This window comes from Candidatus Nealsonbacteria bacterium, assembly GCA_011050465.1.
GTDB lineage: Bacteria > Patescibacteriota > Minisyncoccia > Minisyncoccales > RBG-13-36-15 > RBG-13-36-15.
Window position 1 is genome coordinate 1 of sequence record DRFQ01000002.1, and the last position, 24207, is coordinate 24207.

The window sequence follows — 24207 nt, forward strand, 5'->3', positions numbered from 1 at the left end:
GAAAAACCAATTTCTGAGATGACAATAGAGGAACTTAAAGTTAAGATTGCGGAAATTTCAGCTTTCATTGCTCAATTAAAAGCTCAGATAGCTCAACTCCTGGAAAAGGAGGTCACTGAAGAAATCCCAGCTAATTACAGATTCACCATTAATCTTGAATATGGCCAGACAAATGATGACGTCAGATATTTACAGATCTTCTTAAAAGCCCAAGGGCAAGAGATTTATCCTGAAGGCATAGTGTCTGGTTGGTTTGGCCCTTTAACTAAGAAAGCGGTAATTCATTTTCAGGAAAAATATGCTCAAGACATCTTAGTCCCCTGGGAATTAACTGCGGGAACAGGTTTTGTCGGGCAGACAACAAGAGATAAGATTAATGAGATTTTAGGAAATTAGCTATTAATGTTGACGATGAAGGAGGATTCGTCCCGCCCCTTTTTATATATAAAAGAAGCTCTCGATTTGATAATAAGAGCGATAAAAAATAGTGGCTATCAACAGAAAATAGAAATTGGCTTAGATTGTGTTGCTTCCCAATTCTTTAAAAAAGGGAACTATGAATTAGATAAAACAATTTTTACTCGAGAAGACCTTTTAACTTTTTATCGAGAACTTGTAAAAAAATACCCAATTTTATCTATCGAAGACCTTTTTTTGAAGAAGATTGAATAGGATTTCAAAAATTACCCAAAATTCAGAGCAGAAAATTATTATTTCGCATCGGGGAGCCTTTCGACTCTGCCACTCGCTATCGCTTATGGCTTCGCTCAGGGCTTCGGCCGTGAGCTCAGCCGAACGGGCACGAACGGCAAGTACATATTTGGACTAGACAAGATTTCTTCATGAGGGAGCGAAGATAAAGGAAGCTGAGTTTACCGAAGCTTGATATAAACTAATACCCGCCTTAATTGGCGAGGTTTTTTATTGACAAAGAACTAAGGATGCAATAAGGTTAAGTAGCGGTCAATAGCACATTCTTAAGAAGGAGGGGAAAGTGCCTGGATTGCCCGAGGGTGTTACAATTGACAATGAAATATCTATTCGTATTGCTCAGGGCTTGGTTTACAACAACCTACTCGATCTCGTTGTGGCAGAAGCACGACGCATTGCCGACGATCGTGGGCATATTGTTTGGATCAAAGTGATTACATATCCTGGGTTCGAAAAAGAGCTTCTTCGAATAATCTTTCACCGTTGCTGCGGCTCAGAAAGCTTTTCTGAAGACTATAAGATTACAGAAGAAGACGACAAAATCAAGCTTATTATAAAAAATAAGTAACTATCAAGAGATTGAATTTTTAGCCCTATCAACAGGCACTAAGCGGCAAACGACACCAACTCAATGCCGCCTTTTTGTTTAGTAGAGCAATCAAATGAAAATGTCATCCTTGACAAGCGGGAGTAAATATGATATTTTAAGAACGTTCGATTCAAGAAGCCGTTGATGCGGTTTAACAAGGAGACAAAACCACGAGAACTGTTTGTGGTTTCGTTAGTTCGCGGAGCTGTCGTGATCTCCTTATATTATCGAGGAGATTTTTTGTTAGAATAAATTTGCTAATATGGAAATTCGAAATATAGCTATTATTGCTCATGTAGATCATGGGAAAACCACGCTTACCGATGCTATTTTATGGCAAACAGGGGCTGCAGATAGTGAAGTAAGTATGGACTCAAACACGCTTGAAAAAGAGCGTGGAATTACGATTTACTCAAAGAATGCTGCCGTATTATATAAAGATACTAAAATTAACATTGTAGATACGCCAGGGCATGTAGATTTTGGTTCTGAGGTAGAGAGAGTATTACGCTCTATTGATTCAGTGCTGTTGGTGGTGGATGCGCAAGAAGGCCCAATGCCGCAAACTCGTTTTGTATTACAAAAGTCTTTGGAGCTTGGATTGCGGCCCATATTAGTAATTAACAAAATCGATAAGTTGGCAGCAAACCCGGATCGTGTGCACAATAAAGTATTTGAATTGTTTGCAGAACTTGGAGCGACCGACGAGCAGCTCGATTTTCCAGTGGTATATGCCATTGCGAGAGATGGGATTGCAAAACGTAATCTTGCCGACGAAACAAAAGATATTACCCCGGTATTAGACATAATTATAGAGCATGTGCCGGTAGCTTCAAAAGATAGCGACGAGCCGTTTCGTGCTCAACCTTTTAATTTGGCATATGACAATTTTTTGGGGCGACTTGCAATTGTTCGTGTGTATAGTGGCAGCGTTAATGTTGGAGACACTGTATATGTGAAAAAGCATTCTGGACAGACTACAAGCCATAAGGCAACAAAACTCTTTACATTTGAGGGAGTTGTTAGAAAAGATGTACAAACCGTTGAAGCTGGCGATATTGCCATAATTGCCGGACTTCCAGATGTATATATTGGAGATACGTTGGCAAAATCTGCAGATGAAGCATTGCTCGAAAGTATTTCGGTAGACGAACCCACCATTGAACTTACATTTTTAGTAAACGACTCTCCGTTCGCTGGGCGCGAGGGAAAGTTCGTAACAAGTCGACAACTTCGAGAACGCTTAGAAAAAGAGCTTGAGGTAAACGTAGGATTAAAAATAGATTTTGACACACGGCTGACCGAACGATTTGTTGTGTACGGAAGAGGAGAATTGCACATAGCTATTCTTATTGAAAACATGCGTAGAGAAGGGTATGAGCTCCAGGTTTCTCAGCCCCAGGTCATTATAAAAGAAATTGACGGCAATAAGCATGAACCCTTTGAAGAAATTATAGCAGATGTACCAGAAGAGTTTCAGGGAACAGTTATTGAAAAGTTAAATTCTCGTGGAGCGAAATTGGTACATATGGAGATGCAAAAAGGCCGTTCTTTTATGCAGTTTGAAGGTCCGAGCCGCGGTTTATTTGGATATCGAAACCAATTTGCTATAGATACGAAAGGAAACGGAATTTTAGCAAGTCGGGTTGTTGGATACCGTCCATACGCGGGAGAAATTGCACATAGAAAAGTGGGGTCGATGATTTCTGGAGTAACCGGTAAGGCATTGGCCTATGCGCTCGATAACTTGCAAACCAGAGGTACCTTGTATATTAAAGCAAACACCGAAGTGTATGAGGGTATGGTAATTGGAAATATAGCAAAAGGAGAGCAAATGACGGTAAATCCAATTAAAGGCAAGCATCTTACTAATGTGCGAGCTGCAGCTTCCGATGACGCGATTAAGCTTACGCATCCCCGAATTATAACCATTGAAACGGGGTTAGAGATAATGGACAAAGACGAATATCTAGAAGTAACGCCTAAAAGTGTAAGGTTACGAAAGAAATATCTTACAGAAATAGATCGCACAAGAGCAAAACGAGAAAATAAGAACCTCTCGCTTCGCTCAAGAACCTTGATTCGCTAAGGTATAAAACATATAGCCTTGAATTAAGAACCTCTCGCTTCGCTCAAGAACCTTGATTCGCTAAGGTATAAAACATATAGCCTTGAATTAAGAACCTCTCGCTTCGCTCAAGAACCTTGATTCGCTAAAGAATAAAACATATAGTCTTGAATTAAGAACCTCTCGCTTCGCTCAAGAACCTTGATTCGCTAAAGAATAAAACATATAGTCTTGAATTAAGAACCTCTCACTCCGCTCAAAAATAAACAATATGTATAATCAAAGAACACCCGGAAAGCGGGTACGCGGAAAATTTACACAAAATACAAGATTTGGCCACTCAAAGAGAAGTGGCAGATTTCGTGGCGGGCCTTCACGATTTGCACCAAGAAAGGGCAGATTCAAAAGTCCAAAGCTCGACATTTCTTCTTTTATTAATAAAACAGCAGCTTCACCTATTTCAGAAAAAGTGTTTGTGCCGGAACATTCATTTGCAGATTTTGAGCTAAACTCTACATTGTTACGCTCCATTGAACAGAGGGGATATTTGCAGCCAACTCCTATTCAAGATAAAATTATTCCTTCTATTCTTCGAGGAAAAGATGTGGTTGGGCTTTCGAATACGGGAACCGGCAAAACAGCAGCGTTCCTGATTCCGCTTATTGAGAAGGTTTTACAAAATCCGCATGAACAAATTCTTGTTGTACTTCCCACTCGGGAACTTGCGTTGCAAATAGAACAAGAGCTCCAGAGCATTACGAAACACATGCGTATATATTCCATAACGTGTATAGGGGGAGAGCACATAAGGATACAAATTCGACAATTGCGGTATAAAAGTAATTTTATTATTGGCACTCCAGGGCGTCTTATTGATTTAGTAAAGCGAGGTATTCTCATATTGAATGGAGTGCATATAGTAGTACTCGATGAAGCAGATCGAATGCTCGATATGGGGTTTGTAAACGATATCCGGCTCTTAATGGCTCATGTGCCGGAAGAGCGGCAAACGCTTTGTTTTGCTGCAACTATGTCAAAAAAGATAGAGTTGCTTATTAATGACTTCTTAAAAAATCCAAGTACAATTTCTGTAAAAACGGCAGAAACTCCAGAAAATATTGAACAGGATATTGTGCGGGTTCGTGATTTAAACAAGGTAGACGTGTTGCACGATTTATTACAAAATAACGAATTTAAAAAAGTTTTGGTGTTCGGACGAACAAGGCGTGGAGTAGAAAATTTGTCACGCACATTGACACGACGCGGGTTAAAAATAGAGTCTATTCATAGCAATAAAACGCAGGCACAGCGAAAACGAGCCTTGTTGAGCTTTAAGAATAATCGTGTGCAGGCTTTGGTGGCAACCGATGTTGCTGCGCGTGGGTTACACATTGATAATATTACGCACGTTATCAACTATGAAATTCCGGAAACATACGATGATTACATTCATAGAATTGGAAGAACTGGCCGTGGGACTAAGCGAGGAAAAGCCTTAACATTTGTTGATTAAAAAATAAAGAATAGGAAAAGCCTTAGCTGTCAATTTTGCCGTAGTAAAGTGGGTTTAGCTTAGGTGGTTTTTTCTCATTCCTTTTTTGCGGACAGTGAAGTTTTTCGTACTAAACAGGTCCGAACCCTAGTACCAGAGCGAAGCTCGGTACGGGGCGCAGCATCCTTCCTTCATCTCCTCCTACGCTAAAGCTACGGACGGATAAAGAAGATTTCGGAAGGACAAAGCGTCTCACCAGGGGGAGTTAATAACAAGAAATCGCCAAGCCCGTCTAAGTTTTATCTTGCAAAATTTAGGTGGGCAAGCCCGCCCAAGTTCGCCTCTGCGGCGAATTTAGTTGGGCAAGAAGGCGGTTTTTTTGGTTTCAGGTTTGATTATTTTGGTGAGGCTTGATATAAAGTTAATAGCACCTTTTACTTTACTAATAAAATAAACTGGAAAGAGGAGGTAGCCATGTTGAAGTGTAGATTTTGTGGTAATGAATACGAAGTATCCTCCCAATCAGAGCATTGCGAGAAAATGCATCAGATGATAATGTCAGCTGTAGAGCGATCAGGGGAGAGAGCAGCAACAAGGCGAATGTTGAAGTTTGATAGCTACGTAACTGATCTTGGAATGTCACGGTTTTTAATATTAAGAGAAGGATTAAGGACTCTTGGCAAAAAACTTGCTACTCGCGTTGAAGAGGCAGTATTGGGTAAAGGTCATTATAAGCAAGGACGCTGGAGCTATAAATATAGACGCTATGTTGGCTCTAAGTGGCGAGAGAAGCCTAATTTGCAAGATATACCTGTTTTGATTTCTTTAGGTATCCCACCCGTCTTCCTTGAAGAACTTGAGGCCCTATATAAGCGGAAACGAAAGCTGGAAGGTTTAACTGCAAATCCAAGTAAGGTTACCGGCTCACCTTAAGAACTCTTAGGAGTTCTTTTTTTTATTCCTTCAAATGTAGACAGTTTCTAGTATTGTTCAGTTAAGAGAGTTAAAGTTGATCTTTCAACTCCAACTCCCCCTATAAACCAATCCATTCAATGAGTTCAGGGTCGTCCTGAGTGAAATCGAAGGACGATAAATTCAGCGTAAACTAACACTCGCCTTAAAAAGAAGGTGGCCCCGTACAGAAGCAGAGCCCAGCACCAGAGCCGAGCACGGTGTTGGACCAGTCCCGAACTGAACTTCGTTCTAGTTCGGGGCTTTATGCGGAGTAAATTTCTTGATAGAATAAGATAATTAACCAAACTTATGAAGCTTGAAAGATTTAAAAATAATCCTATTTTAACTTCAAACAAAAAAAACAAATGGGAAGCTGGGGCAGTTTTTAATTGCAGCGTTGTATTTGATAATGGTATTTTTCATATGGTTTATCGGGCGATTAATTCTGGTTTTTACCCTTTTAAGACAGAGAATAACCGTTTAGGTTATAAAAATTTTATATCTTCCGTAGGATATGCAACTAGTCAAGATGGAATACACTTTAAAAGACATAATAAGCCCCTTTTAAGACCCGATAAAAAATGGGATTGCTACGGATGCGAGGATCCAAGAATTACTAAATTCGAAGATAAATTTTATATTTTTTATACGGCGATGAGTTCACCCGCCTATACTCCCGGAGTATCAAGTATCGGGCTTGCCATCACCAAGGATTTTAAAAAAATGCGTAAATATGGCGTGGTTGGGCCTCAAATCGACGCAAAAGCCGCAGCGTTTTTCCCGGAAAGAGTTAATGGGAAGATAACAGTGATTTTCACATGGCAACCCGGTACTCCTCTATCATCTATTGCTGTTGCTTTTTTTGATAATCTCAAACAACTTTTACACCCAACTAAGTTTTACTGGAAGAGTTTTCTTTCGTCAATAAATAAACATATAATTCTTTCGCCCAGAAGAGGTGTTCTTAGGGGACACGAGGTTGGAGCACCTCCATTAAAAACACTTAGGGGTTGGTTGCTTATTTATTGCGGCGAAGACAAAAAAGAAGTATGGAGTGTTAGCGCTGTGCTGTTGGATTTAAAAAATCCTAAAAAGATAATAGGATATTCAAAGAGACCAATCTTAAAACCAGAGAAAAAATACGAAATCAAAGGACTTATTCCAAATGTAACCTTTCCCGAGGGGGCCGTTGTAGTAAAAGATAAACTATTCGTCTACTATGGAGCAGCAGATAAGACTTGTTGTTTGGCAATATGTAATCTGAACGATTTATTAAAGTCGTTATTATAAAATAATATCGCAGGCCGTGCTTGTTGAGCTATCTATCAAGTGGAATAAATCGCCAAGCCATGCTTTCTGCCACGTTTGTCTTAACTTTTGTTTTACGGACAGGTGAAATAGAATACAATAAAAGAAACCATATATTATTTTTTTAAAAATATAAGAAATCAACATGTTAAGAGAAAGATTAGATGAAAGTCAAAAAGAAATTATAAGGATTTATCAGGAAACTTCTAGGGCGAAAAAAGAAAAAAAGCCCACTCTCACCAGGAAAGAAGTAGCGAAGTTGTTTTTTGAAAGATCCGGCACCAAACGTTCTAGCTGGAAAAATTCTTTACTGGACTCTTTATTTACAAAAGAAGACGAAACGGATAAAAAATTAGCAGAACGGAGATTCCCCTTAAAGATAGAAACCGAACGAGAGACCGTGGCCAGGCGGACTGAAGAACTGAGAAAGCCTGCGGGTGATATAACCGATTGGAAAAAAAGAGTTGGCTTAAAATCTGGATTAAGAGGAATTTATAGCAAAAAACAGACAGTTCTTAGAGAGAGTTTAAAGGATTTAGTAAAAAAAGGATATTTGGAGAGATCCGGGTCTGGCATTAGTAGTAAGTATAAGGTTACTGAAAGAGCCCTGAAAGTTAAAATTCCGAGATTTTAAAATTTTTTTCCATAAATCAAAAGGACTTCAAATTAAAAGAGCTTACTCGGCGGAGTAGGCTTTTTTATTTGCCTTAAAATTCCTAAAAACATTTCATAAGTTTTAAATTTACCATTTTTAAGACAAGCCTTGACAATGTTTTCGGTTAGTTTTATGATATAAGATATAGATGGACATCAATATGTTAACCAAAAATTGTCCCCAATGTTTTAAAATATTATCTGATAAAAGCCGGGCTAAAATTATTTACTACCTTGGAAAAAAGAAAAAATCTAATGTTAAAGAAATTAACTCGCTTTTTAAATTGCGGCAGCCCACTGTTTCTCATCATCTAATAGTTTTAAAAAAAATAGGCATTCTGAAATCAAAAAAAGCCGGCAAAGAAGTTTATTATTTTTTCAATACAAAATATTCCTGCTCTAAATGTAATCTTTTTAAAACTCCTTTCTTTAAATAATTATGAAAAAAATTTATTTAGACTATGCGGCCATAACCTATACGGACAGAAGAATTGTTCGGGCAATGGAGCCTTATTTTGAAAAGATTTATGGCAATCCTTCTTCGATTCACAAAGAGGGCAGAAAAGCAAAATACGCGCTCTATCAGGCCAGAAAAAAAATCGCTCAGATTTTAAATTGCCAGTCGACCGAAGTGATTTTCACTGGCTCTGGCACAGAAAGCTGCAATTTGGCAATCTTTGGCATGGCGGAGAACTTCTCCGGAAAGAAGGGCCACATAATTACTTCTCAGATTGAGCATCACGCTGTCTTGAGGCCATGTGAAAAATTAGAGAAAGAAGGATTCAAAGTAACCTATTTGCCGGTTAATCGAGAGGGGATAATTCAAATTTCTGATCTAGAGAAAGCAATAAAACCAGAAACAATTTTGGTGTCTATAATGTATGCCAACAATGAGATTGGCACTATTCAGCCCGTAGCCGAAATAGGAAAGTTAATCAAGAAGTTAAATATTATTCGTCCTCCAAATTCTAAAATTTATTTCCACATTGATGCTTGTCAGGCAGCAGGGTTTTTGGACCTTAGTGTCAATAAATTAGAGGTTGATCTTTTGAGTTTGAACGGCTCAAAAATTTATGGGCCAAAAGGGATTGGACTATTATTTGTCCGTCTGGGAACTCCTATTAAACCAATGATTTTAGGAGGCGGCCAGGAAGAGGGACTTAGATCAGGAACCGAAAATTTAGCTGGGATTTGTGGCTTTGCTAAAGCTTTAGAAATAGCGCAAAGAGAGAAGAAAAAAGAATCTGCAAGACTGATAAAATTGAGAAACTATTTAATTTCTGGGATTGAAAAAAAAATCCTCAAGGTTGTTTTGAACGGCCACAGAGAAAGAAGGTTACCCAACAATGTGAACGTATCTATTTTAGATATTGAGGGGGAGGCTGCTCTTCTTTGGTTGGATAAATATGGAATTTATGCTTTGACCGGGTCTGCTTGCGACTCGCAGAGTTTAGAGCCATCACACGTTATTTTAGCTCTAGGCCGTCCTTACGAGCACGCCCATGGTAGCTTGAGATTCTCTCTGGGCAGAAAAACAACAAAAAAAGATATTGATTATCTTTTAAAAGTCCTGCCGAGGGTCGTTAAAACTTTGAGAGAAATTTCTCCAATTTCTTTGCAGTTTGGTAAAAAATCTTTAGCTTTGGAGAAAGCTTTTGTTAAGGATAAACCACATTGGGAGAAGCGATAGCTTCTCCTAATGTGGCACAGGAGGGGTCGGGAGGATTGGGTATCCTCCCGTGGTGGAAAAACAGCGAGCGAAGCGAGCGTTAGAAACCGAAGGTGTCTAAGGAACGAGCCCAAAAAGCGAGACCGAAGGTCGAGCGCCAGCCAAAGACTGGAAGAGGGCGAGTGACCTCAGTGGGAAAAATAATAATAATAACATGATTAAAAGAAGCAAAAATTTTAAAATTGCCGATGTAATCAGTAAATCAACAGGTAAAAGTTGGGCTTATTCAGAAATCGTTAAAGAACATTTTTTTCATCCTAGAAATTTATTATTAAAAGATCCAAAGCCCGACGAATTTAACGCCGAAGGCCAGATCGGTTCTCCGGCCTGCGGAGACGTCATGCGAATGTGGGCAAAAATTGATTCCAAGACAGAAAGAATTAAAAAATTAAAATGGCGAACATTCGGTTGTGGCTCGGCTATCGCTACAACTTCCATATTTTCAGTAATGGTTACCGAAAAAGAAGGAATGAAAATTGACGAAGCTTTAAAAATTAAGCCCCAGGATATTATGAAAAAGTTAGGAGGACTACCGGCCAGAAAAGTCCACTGTTCGGTTTTGGCCGATAAAGCCTTTCAGGCAACGATTAATAGTTATTTCAGAAAAACTGGCCAGCATCATCGGATAATTATTGAAGGCCAGAAAGTACTTGATCCGAAAATTAATTTAACAGACAAAGATATTGAGGAAGCTGTTTTGGAAGGGGCGAGAACGATTGAAGATCTGCAAAAAAGATTAAAGGTGGGAATTGGCAATCCAGAAATAATACCAGAAATTGAACAGCTTTTAAGATTTTACCAGGAAAAATATTACGGATAATTTTCCAAAATAATCTTGACCTTTATTAAATAATAAAATAAGATAAAATAAGAAAAGAATTTTATCCTTCGACAAGCTCAGGACACTTCGATTTGCTTGCACTGAGGACTTCGATCGAGCCTCAGTCGAGAGCCGAGGCCTGAGCGAAACGAAGGACGAGTCGAAGTGTGAACGGTGCAAATTTTACCCACAAATCTCAAGAGGCAATACTTAGGGCGCAGTCATTAGCCTCAGAAAGAGGGCAGCAGCAAATTGACGCTTTACACCTACTTTTTTCGCTTCTAAACCAAGAAGGGGGCGTTGTTTTGATATTGTTCCAGAAATTAGGAATTGATATTGAAAATTTGAAAAAGAAGACTAAAGCCTCTTTAGATAAGATTCCAGTCGTTTCTTCTTCTCAAGCAACTTTTGGCCAATTTTATTTGACCCAGGATTTAGCCCGAGTTTTAGAAAAAGCCCGCCAGGAAGCGATGAAAATGGGAGATGAATTTGTATCAATTGAGCATCTATTCTTAGCTTTACTAGATACTGATACCAAGGCCAAAGAAATTCTCAAAGAGGCAACCTTTTTGCAAAAAGGAGGAACTGCGGTTTTGGAGTTTGGCCAATTAGATTATGAAACAGTTCTTAAAACTTTAGCTAAGATTCGAGGGGGACAGAGAATTACAGACCCGGAACCTGAATCAAAATACCAAGTTATTGAAAAATATGCCCGTAATTTGACCTTATTAGCCAAACAAGGAAAACTTGATCCAGTTATTGGCCGGGAAGATGAAATTCTAAGATTAATGCAGGTTTTGTCCAGAAGAACAAAGAACAATCCGGTTTTGATTGGCGAGGCAGGTGTTGGAAAAACAGCCATTGTCGAAGGATTGGCCCAGAAAATTATTAAGGGAGATATCCCGGAAAGCCTTAAAGAGAAAGAAATTATTGGTTTGGATTTGGGAGCCTTGGTAGCCGGCACTAAATACCGGGGAGAATTTGAAGATCGGGTTAAAGCCCTGCTTAAAGAGATTAATCGGGCAGCCGGCCGTTATATTTTATTCATTGATGAGCTTCATACTTTAGTGGGGGCAGGAGCTGCCGAGGGAGCCATTGATGCTTCGAATCTACTGAAACCTGCCTTAGCCAGAGGAGAACTGAAAGCTGTTGGAGCTACTACCCTTAAAGAATATCAAAAATATATCGAAAGGGACGCGGCCTTAGAAAGAAGATTTCAGCCAATTTATGTGGCAGAACCTTCGACCGAAGATGCCGTTGCTATTTTAAGAGGAATTAAAGAAAAATATGAGCTTCATCATGGGGTGAAAATCAAAGACTCTGCCTTAGTGGGAGCAGTTGAGTTTTCAGCCCGTTATATCGCAGATAGGTTTTTACCAGATAAAGCAGTTGATCTGATGGATGAGGCAATGTCAGCCAGAAGATTAGAAATTGAGTCAGAACCTACTGAATTAGATGTTCTTAAAAGAGAAATTCAGAAACTAGCAATAGAAAAAGAGGCTCTAAAAAGCGAGAAACCTGTCAACAGCAAAAGATTGCGGGCTATTGCAAGGCAATTAGCTGATTTAGGCGAAAAAGTAAGAGCGATTGAAACCCGTTGGCAGACAGAAAAAGAAATTATTACCAAGATTAAAAATCTTAAGAAAGAAATAGATACGGCTAAATTTGAAGTTGAAAGGTATCAAAGTCAGGCTAATTTGCAAAAGGTGGCTGAAATAAAATATGGAAAGATTCCCGAATTGTTAAAGACATTAAAAAGAACTGAGCAAAAATTAGCTAATTTCCAAAAAGGGAGAGCTCTCTTGAGAGAAGAGGTGACAGAGGAAGATATTGCTCAGGTTGTTTCTCGTTGGACGGGAATTCCGACAACCCGGCTTTTAGAAGAAGAAGCTAGAAAATTAGAAAGAATGGAAAAAATTATTTCTCAACGAGTAATCGGCCAGCCGGAAGCAATTCTGGCCATTGCCAATGCTCTTAGGCGTTCAAGGGCCGGCATTGCTGAAGAAAATAAACCCTTGGGTTCTTTTATGTTTTTGGGTCCGACCGGAGTAGGAAAAACAGAAACTGCAAGGGCTTTAGCCGAGTTTTTGTTTAACGATGAAAACGCCTTAGTTAGGCTGGATATGTCAGAGTATATGGAAAAGCATACGGTCTCCAGGATGATAGGTTCTCCTCCCGGTTATGTTGGTTATGAAGAAGGGGGACAGTTAACTGAAAAAATTAGGCGAAGACCATACAGCGTCATCTTATTAGATGAAATTGAGAAAGCTCATCCTGAAGTCTTTAATATTTTACTTCAAATTTTAGAAGATGGCAGATTAACCGATACCAAAGGAAGAACGGCCTCTTTTAAGAACGCTATCTTGATTATGACCTCAAATGTTGGCTCGGACTTAATTATGAAGATGGGAAAGCTTGGTTTTGATACTCAGGACGAAGATTCTTCCCAAAAAGAAAATCTGAAAGAGAGAGTAACAGAAGCCCTAAAAGAAAGCTTCAAACCAGAATTTTTGAACCGAATCGATGAAATCATTATTTTTAATTATCTTGGCAGGCCAGAAATTAAAAAGATAGTTGATCTTGAACTGGAAAAAGTCGCCTTAAGATTAAAGAGTAGAGAAATTCAATTAGATTATTCAGAGAAAGCTAAGGAAATTTTAGCTGACCAAGGCTTCGATGCTAATTTAGGAGCCAGACCTCTAAAGAGAATTATTCAGAAAAAAGTTTTAGATCCTCTTTCTTTGATGATTGTTTCTGGCCAAGTGAAAGAAAGAGAGAGGGTTTTGGTTGATGCTAAAAACGGAGAAATTATTGTTCGGGGAGTGCGGGATTTTTCAAAAATGAAACTAAAGAAACCAAAAAAAGTTTTAGCTAAATAATTTTGAGCTGTCTTTTAGGGTTGTATTGAGGTAATGAAAAAATCCATTCTAAAAGTTTTTTTTATTTTAATAACAGGAGCCCTGGGAGGAATGATCTTTCAGGCTTTTATTTTGCCTTATTTAGCCACAAAAGAATATTTTAAGCAGTTTGAATTTGTAAAAATTCTAACCGAGAGAGAGGTGAACTTATACCCGAAAGAAACAGTTATCGTTAGAGAAAATAAAGCTCTTCAGGAGGCCGTTGAAAGAGTCGAAAGGTCAGTGATTGGAGTAAGAGCTCAATCAAAGCAGGGGGTAATTTTGGAGGGTTCGGGTCTCATTCTAACCACAGAAGGGCATGTCGTTGTTTTGGGCGATCTATTGCCCAAAGGCTATGATTTTAGTTTCTTTTGGGAGGGGGAAGAATTACCTTTCGAAGTTTTAGGGGTGGACAAAACAGGAAGTCTGGTAAAGATAAAAGTTGAAAAAACCAACCTCCCGACATTGCCTTTTGCTGATACGGAAAGGATAAAAATAGGGCAGAGAGTTTTTCTGGTCGGGATAGTTTTTGAAAATGGGAAGGCCAAAAAGATAGTTAACGAAGGCATCATTAAGACTTTTGACGAAGATTTCATCCGGACTAATATTTTTGAAAAGAGCTCTTTAGCCGGTTCTCCTCTGTTTGATATTGAAGGCAATGTCCTGGGATTGAACACAATCGACAAAGAGGGAAAGGTTATTGCAATTTCTGCCAAGAGAATTCAGGAATTTACAGGTTTCTAAAATTTCTAAATAATTTTTCAAATAAAATTGGCTTAAGAAGCCTTTTTTGTTTTGGGTTTTCATAGGACCGGACATGATTTTGCATTTAATGTTTTTTGACCATTGTTTTTAATTTTGGTATAATTTTTTTTAGGTGTTAATTATGGACAAAGAAGAATTTATAAAAACCGTCAAAAATCTTTATAATTTAACACTGCTTTTTCCCAAGAAGGAACCCTTGAGATATAAAATGCGGGAATTAGCAGATGATATTTTAGATAGCTTAATTTCGGCTTTAAGCACCAATCCCAATGTGCCCCAAAGTTTAGTTGCCGGGATTGAAAAAGATCTTGAAGTTCTTGATAGTTTTTTTGAAGTAGCTAAATCCCAGAATTGGGTATCGATCTCTGAAATCTTGAATCTTCAAAAAGATTATAGTAAAGTAAAAGAAGATTTTGAAAAATTTTCCGGAGAAAAAAACATTTCTGAAACCGAAACTCCAAAAAATCTTCTGGTGATTCCTAGAGATAATTTCAAGGTTGTTCCTGGGAGTCAAATCTCTTTGCGGCAGGAAAAAATCTTAGATATCCTTAAAAAAGAAAAAGAAAAACTTCAGGTTAAGGACTTAAAAGATATCTTTCCCCAGGTGAGCAAGAGGACTTTTCGTCGGGATTTCGAGCGATTAACGAAAAAAGGGTTAGTAATAAGGATAGGGGAGAAAAATAATACTTTTTACCAATTACCAGATGAGGTAGAGCCAAAATTGGGGTAGGACCGAGTCTAACTCGGTAGGACATAAGACATTATGTCCTACCATGTCAAACGTGGTCTTATTACTTGTCCCAACTAATATAATTTTATGGACAATCACCAAAAACACTTTAGTCAGCTTTACGATCAACATATTGATAAAATCTATCGTTTTGTTTTTCTAAAAGTAAGTTCTCAAGAAGTTGCTGAAGATTTGACTTCTGAGACATTTTTGCGAGGCTGGCGAGTTTTTAAGAACGGTGAAAAGGAAATTGTTAATCCTTCAGCTTTTCTTTATCAAATTGCCCGGAATTTGGTCACTGATTTTTATCGGGAAAAAGGCAAAACTCAGATAGTTTCAACTGAATTTACCCAAATTAAGGACCCTAGGATTGATTTAGAAGAAAAGGCCTTGATGGGGTCGGACATGGACACGGTCAAGCTGGCCATAAGTGGTTTAAAGGAAGATTATCAGAATGTAGTTATTTGGCACTACCTTGATGACCTATCTGTCCCAGAAATAGCCAAAATTATAGACAAACCAGAAGGGACAATAAGGGTAATGCTTCATCGGGCCTTAAAAGCTTTAAAAAGTGAAATTAAAGAGGCTTAGGTTGGAAAGACATTAAGGAGTGTAACCCCCACACCATAACGAAGATTTCCGTCAAATCATTAAGGTTTGACGGTAGGCGGATTCGTTTCACAAATTCGCATATCCTCGTTTGGTGTGGGGGTGTAACAAAATAGCTTAAAATCCGTCTTAATTTAAAGTAGGCATGACTGAGGCTGAATTCATTAAAAAAATTCAAGAACTCAAGCAGATTAAACCCAGAAAAGACTGGGTTGTTTTGATTAAAAGAGAACTTTTTAGCCAGGAGGCCGTTTCTTACAGAGGCCGGGCCTCTGTGTTTTTAGAGATTTTTCCCTGGCTATTCCATCATTATAAACCGGCTTTAGCCACTTTTGTTTTTTTGGGGATTATGACTATAGCTGTTTTTGGGTTCGCCCAAAACGCTCTGCCTGGCGACTTTCTTTATACTTTCAAAAAGGCTTCTGAAAAGGGTCAGGCTGTTTTTGTTTCAGAAACTGATAAACCTAAAGCTCAATTAGAGCTTGCTAATAGGAGATTAGAGGAATTAGTTGAAATTGCCGTAACCAATCAGACCAGTAAATTAGCCTCAGCTATTAACGAAGTCCAGGCAAGCGCCATCCAGGCGGCTAAGAATTTAAGAACGCCAAAAAAGATAACCAAAGAAATAGTTGAACAAACTAAGAAAATAGAAGAAAACAAACAAAAAGTTGAAGCTTTAGGGATATTGATTGGAGAAACTAAAGAACTAGATAATGCTCTAGCTCAGTTAGTTGAAAGGGAAATTAAGGACCTGGAGAGCCGAACTTTATCTGAAGAAGAAGCAGAGCTTTTAGAACAAGCTAAAGAAGACTATACGGCTGGAAATTTTTCTGCAGCTTTGGAAACAGTCTGGTTGATTTCTAACTAAGAGTTTTCCACAAGACATCCAATAATGAAGTGTTATAATAATTTTAATTTGTTTATGAATAGACGGGTCGTTGAACCCTGCCTTTTTGGATATTTGCTTGTCCTCCATAGCCTTTTGGCGAAAGAGGAACAGCCAAAATTTTTATATCCAAAAGGTCGAGGTCGGTCGATAATGGCCAATGTAAATAGTATAGATAATAATTAATTTATTCGAGAAAAAGAAAAATAAAAATTATGATGAAAAAAATTATATCGATTGTAATGATCTTAACAGTCTCCGCATGGTTGGTTGGTCCCGGAGTTGCCCAGGCAATAACAGCTGACGAACTGCAAGTTCAAATTGATGCTTTAATGGCTCAATTAGCTGATCTGCAGGCCGAATTAGCTGGTCTTACGGGTGAAACTCCAACTGTTGCAGGTTGTACGATTACTTCCTTTGACAGAAACCTTAGTGTGGGAGACACAGGGACTGACGTTAATTGTCTTCAGATTGTTCTAAACTCATCTTCTGACACTCAATTAGCTTCTTCTGGTGTTGGTTCTTCTGGAAATGAGACTTCTTACTTTGGTCCTTTGACTAAGGGTGGAGTTATCAAGTTCCAGGAAAAGTATGCTAGCGAAGTTTTAGCTTCCTGGGGATTGACTTCAGGAACCGGCTTTGTTGGTTCAACAACCAGAGCTAAATTAGATACTCTTTTAACAGCAGTTGCTGAAGAAGAAGAAGAAGAGGAAGAAGAAGTTCCTCCAGTATCTTCTGGCTTAGGTGTTTCTTTAGCCAGTGACACTCCGGCTTCTACCACAGTTATTACTGATAATTCTACTAATAATGTAGGACAAGTTTTAGTTCCCTTCACCACTATAAACTTTACAGCTGCTTCAGAGGGCAGTGTGACGGTTACAACTTTGAAGTTTACGAGAACTGGTATTGCTGCTGACGCCAACTTAGACAACACCTATCTTTACGAAGGTGATGCCAAGTTAGTAGAAGGAGGCACTCTTTCCAGTAAAGTCGTAACATTCAACGACGCTAGCGGAATATTTACTGTTCCAGCTGGTGGAACCAAATCCATCACTCTGAAGGCCAACTTAAACTACGATGTTTCAGCTGGTAAAACTATCGGCTTTAGTTTAGTTTCTGTCGATGACGTCACCTCAGACGCTTCAGCTGTTAGTGGAACTTTCCCAGTTACAGGTAACTTAATGAGCGTTGCTAATGCATCTGATTTAGGTTATTTATCCTTAACTGCTGGTAGCACACCAGGTTCAAGTGATATTGGAATTAATGCTCAAGATGATTATGAGGTTTGGAGAGTAACTGTCCAGGCTAATAACCAGGATGTAGACGTCGAGCAGATTATCTTCACGGAAGTGGGGAGTATTCTAACTGACGATTTACAAAACTTCGAACTTCTTGTAGGCGGTACAGTTATAGGAACATCCGAGATGGACAGCAACAATCAGGTAGTATTTGATTTCTCTGATTCTCCTTATACTATTACTAAAGGACAATCTAAGATCTTGAAGTTGTATGCTGACATTGTTAAAGGAGCTAACAAGACCTTTAAGTTCACCATTCAATATCCTACCGATGTAGTGGCTAAAGACACTAATTATGGCGTCTATGTTGCAAGTTATACTGGTGGTACTTGGTCGATAATTCAGCCAAGTGGTAATTACAAGATTAATGCTGGCGATTTATCTATAACCAAAGCCACTGATTCACCAGTTGGAAATGTTGCTAGAAATGCGACTACTGTCACTCTTGCTAAGTATGACTTTAAAGCAACTGGCGAAGATATAAAGGTTAGTAACTTAAATGTTACTTCTGATCATTCTGGTGAGACTGCTTCTACTTGGGGTTTGAATAATGGCATGATCTATTTGGATGGAATTCAGGTGGGAAGCACTAAGGATATCGCTGAATATGGACAAACTGCTACTAACTTTACCTTTGGTACTAGCTTTATTGTTGCAGCTGGCACTACCGGTGTTGTGGAAATTAAGGCTGATGTGAAAAATCGAGCTGGCACTACTGATAGTTTAACTGTCGATGCGACAATTACTATTCGTATTGAATCTGGTACTACTAATGCTCAAGGTAGGAGTTCTTTAACTGTTTTGAGCAGACCGGCTACAGCAAAAGCAGCCAATGCTTTAACGATTAAAGGTGGTTCCTTAACCTTTACCAAGCTCGGAGCTTATGGCACTCAATACACAGTAAAACCGAGTACTGGGTTTAAAATTGGTTCTTTCCAGATATTAGCTGGTTCTTCTGAAGGTATTAACGTTGATAGCATTACCGTTGACTTTGATGCTACCGAAACAGCTGATACTGAGAATTTACTCTTAAAAATCGGAGCTGACCAGATTGGTACTACTAAAGTAACCACTAGCACCTCCAACTTGTTCTCGGTTAATGTTGATTTAGCCGCTAGTGCAGCAAAAGTAGTTGATATCTATTCTGATGTTTTATCTACTGCTACCGGAACAACTGTCGTTGCAGACATCTACGGTACAGGAACGACAGCTGACACATCGGCTAGTGTGACTGCTTATACTTCCGGTTCTCCTTTGACTTTACAGACCATTAATATCACCACAGCCACGTTAGCTGTTGCTATTGCTTCTGATAATCCGGATGATGCCTTAGTTGTTGGTATGAGTCAGGATATGGTAATGGCAAAATATGAATTTTCTTCCCTTTACGAAGAATTCAATATTTCCGAAGTAAAGGTGTATGCCAGTAGTGAGGTAGACAGGACAGCTCCCCGCTATAATAAACCAAACTTCCCTGACTTCTTTTATGTCTGGCTTTCTTACCTAGATTCTGCTAGTGATACGCAAACTACTACCAAGAGAGCTGCTTTTGTCAATGGAATGATTCACTTTACCGGCCTGAATATGTATGTTCCAGCTAACGGAACAGCTAAACTTACTGTTTACGCTGACTTGAATGCTGTTGCTGCTGCTGGTTATGCTCTTCCTGGAGACAGGCCTCAGATTTCACTTGCTTACTACAAAGCCAATAGTGGTTCTATATCTTCATTTGAAAGACGCACAGGGAAATTAGTATATGCAGGAGACGGTGCAACTTTAAGTCCTATGACTTGGGTCGCCGATGGTGGAGCCTTATATGAGGAAACCACAAATGGTACAGGATCTTATGCTCTTAACTTTGCGGTTGGAACTCAAACTGCCAATGATGGATCTGAGCTTGATATTCCTCTAAGCGATCTAAACTTGACTGTAGCGGATTTTGTTACAGCTGGTGATTTGATCACTTTTTCTGCTTACTCAACCGTCACCGATACAGTCCCGATGGTCACCTTGTTCATGGATTGCGATCAGGATGGTTCATTGGATGGAGAAATGCTTTATTCTCCTAGTCAAACCATAACTGCTAGCACATGGACGAACATGTCATATGCTACCGAAACCAAGACATTTGATTGGTGGTCTAATGATACAGATGCTGCAGGTTGTGATGCCGATGCTAATTCTGGATCAGGCGTTCTTATGTCTACCATGGATACAGACGTTGTGATTCTGGGAGCTAGTTTCTCCGTATGGGGCGGTAGTAACGCAGCTGGTACTTACAAGGTTGATAATCTTGTAATAACAGCAGGTATTACTCCTGTTGCTTACGTCATTAATGGCGTAGAAGACGACATGGGTGATTTTGGCACTAACTATATTCTTTACAAGTCCAAGCCAACTGTAACTCTGGAAGGAGCTGTTGGTGCTACCTTGACCGTTGGAACTAAAACTCTTTATAGTCTTAATGTGGCTGCTGATACCGCAGGAGATCTCGGTCTTAAGGCAATTAAATTCGCTGTAACTGCTACTGATTCTAGTGATGTTGATAACCTTAAGTTTTATAAGGGGAATACTGATTACACTGCCAAGGTAACGATTAATTCTCAGATAGATGTTGGCGGAGATGATTTAAAGAGTAATGACTTGACAGGCGGTGATGGTGCCGTAAGTGATGTATTCGTGGTCTTTACCAACGAAGAAATTATCACTGGAGGTACTTCTCAAATCTATTACCTTAAAGCTAGGATTGGTTCTGTTGATGGAATAACTAGTGGTGATGGTGTTGCGACTTACCTAGTAGCAGAAAGTGCTAGTACTGATATCACTCGAGGCGCAGCCTATGCTACTGGTCTTGGCAACTTTATCTGGACAGATAGGTCTTCTGCTTCTCACAGTCAAACTTCTACAGATTGGATAAATGGTTTACTTGTTAAGACATTGGGAGATGTTTTGACATTCACTCTAAGCAAGCTATAATCGCTGAAACAGACCGGCTATTCTTTCTTGTGGACCACGTTTGACGTGGTTGAGAATATGCGCCGGAAACCAAAAAGCCGCCCGAGAGGGCGGCTTTTTGTTTCGTCGATCTATACTAAGTCGATCTATACTAAGCTGATCTATACTAATTCAACTTCAACTACCGTCAACTATTGAAGCAACTATCGAAGAGCAACTATCGCAACTATTGAAGTTCAACTTCAATAGTTTTTATTAAGAAGCGGTTTTTGGACTCCTCAAAGCGGTTTTTCGGTTCCCCGATCTATGAGAAACTATTGAAGTTCAACTTCAATAGTTACTTCAATAGTTATTAATAGTTATTCTAATCTTATTTTTCCAAAGTCTTCTATATCTTTTCTTTTGACTATCTCTTCAAACCATTTTTCAATATTCTGTTGATAATTTTTCTCTCCGCCAAGAGTATTTAAAAGAAATTCTCTTTGAGTAACTGAAGGAAAATTCTTTTTGTCAATATAATCTAGATGACTTGACCAACGGTAGGAATTTAAAAACTCGATTGCTTTTTGATAATTTTTAATTTTTTCTTCTCGCCATCCAGGTTCAAATAAATCTAAAGGATTAAAATGAATATAATACAAAAGAAAATCCAGATATTCTTCTTTATTTACATGTATTGCCTTAAATCTTCCTTGCAATAGAGACCCAACTCTTTCATATTTTTTATTAAAATAATTAGTATAGCCAGTGCCTAACTTTTGCATAAACCGGACAATTCCTTTTTCTTTTTTCTGCCGTAGGAGCAGATGATAATGATTCGGCATTAAACAAAAAGTCAAAATTTCCACTAATAATTTTCTTGGCTTTCTTTCTTTTTTTTTAGTTTCTTCAATATATCGAAGTTCAACTTCCATAGTTTGGCGATTGAAGTAATAACCAGTATTTAATACAGGATTTTCATCATTAAATTCAAACAAATTATGGATAAATCTAAAATGATCTTTCTTATCTGAAAATATATTTCTTTTCTCCACTCCTCGATTATAGATATGGTATATTTCGTTGTTAATAAATTGCGGCTTTTGCATTAAGAATATTATATCTTTTAAACTATTGAAGTTCAACTTCAATAGTCTCACTTCAATAGTCTTCGAGTTCTTCAATGGTTTTTAAATGTTTTTTGTTGTTAAAAGATTTTTGTGCTAAAATCAATTTAATATGTCAAGGAATTTAAAAATAATTTTTTTCGGAATAATTTTTCTTACTTTACCGGTTTTTGTTTCGGCTATTTCTTTGGGCGAAAAAACTGATTTTTTTGTTGACCCTACTTATGATTTATCTCAAAGAGAAAAAATCTCTGCTACCTTGGAGAGAATAGGTCAAAGAGCATATTTTTATATTGATGAGCAATGGTGGGAAACACTGAACTATCAAGAAAAACAAGAAATAAATCAAGCCCTCCGAAATTTAGATTACGAATTTTATTATAAAATTTATCCAATTTTAACTTCTAATTTTGGCTCAGAATGGAAACCAGGAATTGATAAAGTGGCCACTATTACAATTTTAATTCACCCAATGATAAAAGAAGCTGGCGGATATTTTAACAGTAGTGATGAATACCCCAGGTTACAAATTTCAACCTCAAATGAAAGAGAAATGGTTTATCTTAATGCTAATCATATTACTGAATCCTTAGCTAAGAGTTATCTTGCTCATGAATTCACTCATTTAATTACTTTCAATCAAAAAGAAAGAATTTATGGAGTAAAAGAGGAAGTTTGGTTGAACGAAGCTCGGGCCGAATATACTTCAACTCTGGTTGGTTACGATTCAGAATATGAAGGAAGCAATCTCCAAAGAAGAGTCGACATTTTTTTAGAAAAACCAACCGATTCAATTACTGAATGGCAGAATAAAAAAGCAGATTACGGAGCTATTAATCTTTTCACCCAATATTTAGTTGACCATTATGGAGTGGAGATTTTAGCTGATTCTTTAAAATCAGAAAATATTGGAATTGAAAGTTTAAATGAGGCCTTAGAAAAAAATGGTTTTGAAGAAGATTTTTCTCAAATTTTTACTGACTGGACTATTGCTGTTTTAGCCAATGATTGCTCTTTGGGTGAAAAGTATTGTTATAAAAACAAAAACTTAAAAGACTTGCGAATTATTCCCTCAATTAATTTTTTACCCCTTAGAGGTGAAAGTACTTTAGGAGTTAACCAAACTACTAAAAATTGGTCAGGTAACTGGTTCAAATTTATTGGGGGTAAAGAAGGAATCCTAAAGATAGAGTTTATTGGCAATCCAGAAAATTTATTTAAAATTCCCTACCTTTCAAAAAATATTCCTGGAGAATACTCTCTTGATTTTTTTCAACTTGACGAATATCAAAGAGGAGAAATTTTAGTTTCCGGATTTGGAACAGAGATTAATTCGGTAACCATTATTCCTACAGTCCAAAGCAAGATATCTGGATTTTTAGACCAGGAACCCGCTTTCCCATTTTTTTGGTCAGCTTCAACCATAGCTGTTGAGGAAAAAGAAGAACCTGTTTCCAAGTATTTAGAAAAACCAATTTCTGAAATGTTAAAACAAGAAATTTTAGTTAAAATTTCTGAAATTGAAGAGTTATTAAACCAGCTCAAAGCTCAACTTACTCGGATCGAAGAAGGGGAAGGAACAGAATCAGTTTCCGTCTCCTGCCAAAGGTTTGAAGAAAATCTTTTTTATGGATTAAGAAATGATAATAGAGTTAAATGCCTGCAAGAATTTTTAAAGGACCAGGGAACAGAAATTTATCCGGAAGGCTTAATCAGCGGAAATTTTCTTTCTTTGACTAAAGCTTCTGTAATCCGTTTTCAGGAGAAATATGCTCAAGATATCTTAGCCCCCTGGGAATTAACCGAAGGTACAGGTTACGTTGGTGAAACCACCAGGGCCAAAATTAATGAGATTTTGAGGCGGTAAATCGCTAAACCACGAAATTGCATGAAAATTGTATTTATTATTATTGATGGCTTAGGAGACAAACTCCTATCAGAGAAGAAAGAATGGCAAAGTATAATAGGCTATTGAAAATTGAAGAAGAGTTAAAAATTCAAAATTCTAAATAAAGACATGGATCCATATATAATCAATTTCAACAAATCTCTAAGGTTAGGCCTAATTAGTTTTGCCAAGAGAGAGAAAAAACGTTTTCTTCTTTCCCTTCTTATCTTTTCCTTCCTTGTATCTTATTCCCTCGCATTTCTCCCGTTGTCCATCCTTGCCGCTAATCCAGCCGCTGAAATCCAGACCAAGGTTCGCGCCGATCATCCCGAGGCCGTAGTTGTTGAGCGCAATCGCAACTCCATCAAGCACCGTATTGCCGACGCGCCCGACGGCAGGCAGCGGTTCACCCTGGATGTTTCGATAGGCCCTCTCCACTATGGCCCTGACAACGACCAGGAAATAGACACCGCCTTCGTGCCTTCCACCGTTCCTTGGGACTGGGAGATGACCAAGGCTGACTTTGAGGTGAGGGCCCTGTCGCAGCTAAACGCGGGTCGGGTCGTTGAGTACCGCAAGGGTACGGAGTGGGTCAGGTTCCAACCGATGGCCTTGCAATACTCCAACGACCTTGGCCGGATACAGCAGATAGCCATGCCCCAGGCCGTGGACGCGGTGCTCAACGACGACACCCTCACCTGGACGGATGGCTACGGCCCTGGTTTGGACTTTTCCTGGCAGGTGCAGA

The 24207-nt window shown here is 38.5% G+C and carries 21 protein-coding genes; 20 read left to right on the top strand and 1 reads right to left on the bottom strand.

The genetic code is table 11. The features are described 5' to 3' along the window. The 17 genes from ENH66_01235 to ENH66_01315 form a co-directional block, all read left to right on the top strand. Window positions 1-396: hypothetical protein (locus tag ENH66_01235; protein ID HDZ54306.1), on the top strand; the 396-nt coding region annotated here is incomplete at its 5' end. Window positions 397-402: 6 nt separating this feature from the next. Further along, window positions 403-672, top strand: coding sequence for a hypothetical protein (locus ENH66_01240; GenBank protein ID HDZ54307.1), 270 nt, complete (start codon window positions 403-405; stop codon window positions 670-672). 322 nt (window positions 673-994) lie between these two features. Continuing rightward, a complete protein-coding gene (locus ENH66_01245) occupies window positions 995-1279 on the top strand; it encodes a hypothetical protein (GenBank protein ID HDZ54308.1) in 285 nt (94 codons plus the stop codon). Between the two features lie 283 nt (window positions 1280-1562). Beyond that, entirely contained in the window at window positions 1563-3389 is a 1827-nt protein-coding gene (typA, locus tag ENH66_01250) for a translational GTPase TypA (GenBank protein HDZ54309.1), read from the top strand. 250 nt (window positions 3390-3639) lie between these two features. Further along, window positions 3640-4881 carry a DEAD/DEAH box helicase gene (locus ENH66_01255; GenBank protein ID HDZ54310.1) on the top strand — a complete coding sequence of 414 codons (1242 nt, stop codon included), beginning with the start codon at window positions 3640-3642 and terminating at the stop codon, window positions 4879-4881. A gap of 453 nt (window positions 4882-5334) precedes the next feature. Further along, on the top strand, window positions 5335-5793 hold the full coding sequence (locus ENH66_01260; GenBank protein HDZ54311.1) for a hypothetical protein: 459 nt from the start codon (window positions 5335-5337) through the stop codon (window positions 5791-5793). Window positions 5794-6123: 330 nt separating this feature from the next. Continuing rightward, the gene (locus ENH66_01265; protein HDZ54312.1) at window positions 6124-7104 is read left to right on the top strand and encodes a glycosidase; all 981 of its coding nucleotides are present in this window, start codon (window positions 6124-6126) and stop codon (window positions 7102-7104) included. A 163-nt stretch (window positions 7105-7267) separates the two neighbouring features. Beyond that, window positions 7268-7756 carry a hypothetical protein gene (locus tag ENH66_01270; protein ID HDZ54313.1) on the top strand — a complete coding sequence of 163 codons (489 nt, stop codon included), beginning with the start codon at window positions 7268-7270 and terminating at the stop codon, window positions 7754-7756. A gap of 169 nt (window positions 7757-7925) precedes the next feature. Beyond that, complete coding sequence (locus ENH66_01275; protein HDZ54314.1) at window positions 7926-8213, top strand: transcriptional regulator; 288 nt, start codon at window positions 7926-7928, stop codon at window positions 8211-8213. After that, window positions 8213-9466 (top strand): cysteine desulfurase, encoded by a 1254-nt coding sequence (locus tag ENH66_01280; protein ID HDZ54315.1) that lies wholly within the window; start codon window positions 8213-8215, stop codon window positions 9464-9466. Before ENH66_01275 ends, ENH66_01280 begins: the two co-directional genes overlap by 1 nt. A gap of 193 nt (window positions 9467-9659) precedes the next feature. Next, window positions 9660-10325, top strand: coding sequence for an iron-sulfur cluster assembly scaffold protein (locus tag ENH66_01285; GenBank protein ID HDZ54316.1), 666 nt, complete (start codon window positions 9660-9662; stop codon window positions 10323-10325). Between the two features lie 167 nt (window positions 10326-10492). Next, a complete protein-coding gene (locus ENH66_01290; GenBank protein ID HDZ54317.1) occupies window positions 10493-13204 on the top strand; it encodes an AAA family ATPase in 2712 nt (903 codons plus the stop codon). A 33-nt stretch (window positions 13205-13237) separates the two neighbouring features. Beyond that, window positions 13238-13966 (top strand): serine protease, encoded by a 729-nt coding sequence (locus ENH66_01295; GenBank protein ID HDZ54318.1) that lies wholly within the window; start codon window positions 13238-13240, stop codon window positions 13964-13966. Between the two features lie 142 nt (window positions 13967-14108). Continuing rightward, on the top strand, window positions 14109-14717 hold the full coding sequence (locus ENH66_01300; protein HDZ54319.1) for a DeoR family transcriptional regulator: 609 nt from the start codon (window positions 14109-14111) through the stop codon (window positions 14715-14717). Between the two features lie 87 nt (window positions 14718-14804). After that, on the top strand, window positions 14805-15308 hold the full coding sequence (locus tag ENH66_01305) for an RNA polymerase sigma factor (GenBank protein HDZ54320.1): 504 nt from the start codon (window positions 14805-14807) through the stop codon (window positions 15306-15308). Window positions 15309-15471: 163 nt separating this feature from the next. Then, window positions 15472-16194 (top strand): hypothetical protein, encoded by a 723-nt coding sequence (locus ENH66_01310; protein ID HDZ54321.1) that lies wholly within the window; start codon window positions 15472-15474, stop codon window positions 16192-16194. 233 nt (window positions 16195-16427) lie between these two features. Continuing rightward, window positions 16428-20486 (top strand): hypothetical protein, encoded by a 4059-nt coding sequence (locus tag ENH66_01315; protein ID HDZ54322.1) that lies wholly within the window; start codon window positions 16428-16430, stop codon window positions 20484-20486. A gap of 338 nt (window positions 20487-20824) precedes the next feature. On the opposite strand, the gene ENH66_01320 is transcribed toward ENH66_01315, so the two are convergent. Next, entirely contained in the window at window positions 20825-21553 is a 729-nt protein-coding gene (locus ENH66_01320) for a hypothetical protein (protein HDZ54323.1), read from the bottom strand. Between the two features lie 130 nt (window positions 21554-21683). On the opposite strand from ENH66_01320, the gene ENH66_01325 reads away from it, so the two are divergent. The 3 genes from ENH66_01325 to ENH66_01335 all read left to right on the top strand — a co-directional run. Continuing rightward, the gene (locus tag ENH66_01325) at window positions 21684-23438 is read left to right on the top strand and encodes a peptidoglycan-binding protein (GenBank protein HDZ54324.1); all 1755 of its coding nucleotides are present in this window, start codon (window positions 21684-21686) and stop codon (window positions 23436-23438) included. A gap of 83 nt (window positions 23439-23521) precedes the next feature. Then, complete coding sequence (locus ENH66_01330; GenBank protein HDZ54325.1) at window positions 23522-23584, top strand: hypothetical protein; 63 nt, start codon at window positions 23522-23524, stop codon at window positions 23582-23584. Window positions 23585-23588: 4 nt separating this feature from the next. Continuing rightward, on the top strand, window positions 23589-24207 hold a 619-nt coding region (locus tag ENH66_01335; GenBank protein HDZ54326.1), incomplete at its 3' end, for a hypothetical protein.

What these genes read in the sequence shown, in the direction of transcription:
- ENH66_01320 (HDZ54323.1), bottom strand. Translation starts at nt 21,553, where the DNA reads ATGCAAAAGCCGCAATTTATTAACAACGAAATATACCATATCTATAAT.
- ENH66_01325 (HDZ54324.1), top strand. Translation starts at nt 21,684, where the DNA reads ATGTCAAGGAATTTAAAAATAATTTTTTTCGGAATAATTTTTCTTACT.
- ENH66_01300 (HDZ54319.1), top strand. Translation starts at nt 14,109, where the DNA reads ATGGACAAAGAAGAATTTATAAAAACCGTCAAAAATCTTTATAATTTA.
- ENH66_01305 (HDZ54320.1), top strand. Translation starts at nt 14,805, where the DNA reads ATGGACAATCACCAAAAACACTTTAGTCAGCTTTACGATCAACATATT.
- ENH66_01240 (HDZ54307.1), top strand. Translation starts at nt 403, where the DNA reads ATGTTGACGATGAAGGAGGATTCGTCCCGCCCCTTTTTATATATAAAA.
- ENH66_01255 (HDZ54310.1), top strand. Translation starts at nt 3,640, where the DNA reads ATGTATAATCAAAGAACACCCGGAAAGCGGGTACGCGGAAAATTTACA.
- typA (HDZ54309.1), top strand. Translation starts at nt 1,563, where the DNA reads ATGGAAATTCGAAATATAGCTATTATTGCTCATGTAGATCATGGGAAA.
- ENH66_01265 (HDZ54312.1), top strand. Translation starts at nt 6,124, where the DNA reads ATGAAGCTTGAAAGATTTAAAAATAATCCTATTTTAACTTCAAACAAA.
- ENH66_01285 (HDZ54316.1), top strand. Translation starts at nt 9,660, where the DNA reads ATGATTAAAAGAAGCAAAAATTTTAAAATTGCCGATGTAATCAGTAAA.
- ENH66_01315 (HDZ54322.1), top strand. Translation starts at nt 16,428, where the DNA reads ATGATGAAAAAAATTATATCGATTGTAATGATCTTAACAGTCTCCGCA.
- ENH66_01270 (HDZ54313.1), top strand. Translation starts at nt 7,268, where the DNA reads ATGTTAAGAGAAAGATTAGATGAAAGTCAAAAAGAAATTATAAGGATT.
- ENH66_01260 (HDZ54311.1), top strand. Translation starts at nt 5,335, where the DNA reads ATGTTGAAGTGTAGATTTTGTGGTAATGAATACGAAGTATCCTCCCAA.
- ENH66_01295 (HDZ54318.1), top strand. Translation starts at nt 13,238, where the DNA reads ATGAAAAAATCCATTCTAAAAGTTTTTTTTATTTTAATAACAGGAGCC.
- ENH66_01310 (HDZ54321.1), top strand. Translation starts at nt 15,472, where the DNA reads ATGACTGAGGCTGAATTCATTAAAAAAATTCAAGAACTCAAGCAGATT.
- ENH66_01275 (HDZ54314.1), top strand. Translation starts at nt 7,926, where the DNA reads ATGGACATCAATATGTTAACCAAAAATTGTCCCCAATGTTTTAAAATA.